Origin of the sequence: Promicromonospora kroppenstedtii DSM 19349, assembly GCF_000515355.1 — a bacterium.
GTDB lineage: Bacteria > Actinomycetota > Actinomycetes > Actinomycetales > Cellulomonadaceae > Promicromonospora > Promicromonospora kroppenstedtii.
In genome coordinates this window covers 5,348-7,005 of record NZ_KI911745.1, presented here as the reverse complement: position 1 = coordinate 7,005, position 1,658 = coordinate 5,348, and the positions used below count along the sequence as shown (strand labels likewise).

At 71.4% G+C, this 1,658-nt stretch carries 3 protein-coding genes; all 3 read left to right on the top strand.

Features of this window, described 5'->3' with window-relative positions:
* Positions 1-176 (top strand): GNAT family N-acetyltransferase (locus PROKR_RS38265; RefSeq protein WP_157602661.1); only part of this gene is annotated, 176 nt, incomplete at its 5' end.
* A 105-nt stretch (positions 177-281) separates the two neighbouring features.
* Positions 282-917 carry a DUF4190 domain-containing protein gene (locus PROKR_RS25220; protein WP_051433348.1) on the top strand — a complete coding sequence of 212 codons (636 nt, stop codon included), beginning with the start codon at positions 282-284 and terminating at the stop codon, positions 915-917.
* A 129-nt stretch (positions 918-1,046) separates the two neighbouring features.
* On the top strand, positions 1,047-1,616 hold the full coding sequence (locus tag PROKR_RS31040) for a DUF4190 domain-containing protein (RefSeq protein WP_051433347.1): 570 nt from the start codon (positions 1,047-1,049) through the stop codon (positions 1,614-1,616).
* Positions 1,617-1,658: the final 42 nt, after the last annotated feature.

Below are 1,658 nucleotides of genomic sequence, written 5' to 3'. Positions count from 1 at the left end.
CGTACCGCGGCCGTGGCTACGGCGGCGCCCTGACGGCGCGGATGACGGCGGACGGCGTGGCCGAGCACGGCCTGGTCACGCTCGGCCTGTACGACGACAACGCCGGCGCACGGCGCGTGTACGAACGGCTCGGCTTCGCGGTGGCGCACGAGGTGGAGACCTGGCGGCCGAGCTGACGGCCGGCGTTCCCGCGCAGGTCGGAGCCAACCCTGGTTAGGTGGACAGTGGGGCACCGGACCCGGCGTCCCCCAGGACCCCGATCTGGAAGGGAAGGCAGCCTCATGACCGAGAACGAGGGCGGTACACCGCGCGATCCCCAGCCGGAGACGCCGCCTACGCAGCCGTTGCCCGGGTCGTCCTCTCCGCAGGTTCCCGAGCGCTCACCCACCCAGCCGCTCCCCGGCCAGCCGTACGGCTCCGAGCAGCAGCCCACGCCGCAGCAGCCCGACCAGCAACAGCCGGGCTCCCGGCAGCCCGGACCGCAGGACCCAGGCTCCCCGCGGCACCCCGGTCCCGACCCGAACGCGCCGTACACCCAGCACGGGCAGCACAGCGCCCCGACGCCGTACGGCCAGCCCGGCGGCGCGGCGACCGCACCCCAGTACGGGTACTCCCAGACGCCGCCCAAGAACGACCTCGGCGTGTGGGCGCTGGTCACGGGGATCCTCAGCTACGTGTTCTGCCCGCTGCTGCTCGGGATCGCGGCGATCATCACCGGCACCATGAGCCGCAGGGCCGCCGACGAGGGCCTCGCGAACAACCGCGGGATGGGTACCGCGGGCCTGATCCTGGGCTGGATCAACGTCGCGCTGGTGGTGGTCGGGATCATCTTCTTCGTCATCGCGCTGGCGGTCGGCCTGTTCGCCGGTGGCATCGACTGGGACCAGATGCGCGACCCCAACGACTGGAACTACTGACCAGGAACTCGTCGGGGCCGGGGTAGGGCTCCCCGTGCGGTTTTCCTGCCGCACGGGGGGTCCTACCTGTAGGTTTGGCACCTCCGGGCCGGATGGGCCCCGGTACCGAGCAACCAGAGAGGCAGCACGATGACCCAGCCTGACGGGGGCCAGTCTCCTTACGACCCGCCGCAGCAGCCGCAACAGCCCGAGCAGAGCCAGCCGGGCGCGGTTCCGGGCCAGCCTGCCCCGTACCAGCAGCAGCCGTACCAGCAGTCGCCGTACCCGCAGCAGGGGGACGCACAGGCGCCCGTCTACGCGCAGGGCGGCCAGCCCGGCTACGGCGCTCCGCTGCCGAAGAACAGCCTGGGCGTCTGGTCGCTCGTGCTGGGCATCCTCTCGGTGCTGGGCTGCGGCCTGCTCACCGGTATCGCTGCCATCATCACGGGTGTCAAGAGCCGCCAGGCGCAGCGCGAGGGCCTCGCCAACAACGGTGGCATGGGCCTTGCGGGCCTCATCCTCGGCTGGATCGGCACCGTGCTGGTGACCCTCGGCATCATCGCGTACATCGCGTTCGTCGCCTTCGTGGTCACCACGCCGGAGTTCCAGGACGGATTCGAGCAGGAGCTCCAGAACAGCTACGAGCAGGAGCTCGGCGACAGCGGCGCGACCATGGACCCGGAGCTCCAGGAGCTCATGGACGAGCTCGAGAACAGCTGAGTCCGCATCCCGGCAGCCGGTCAGCCCGTCGCGACCCGAGGT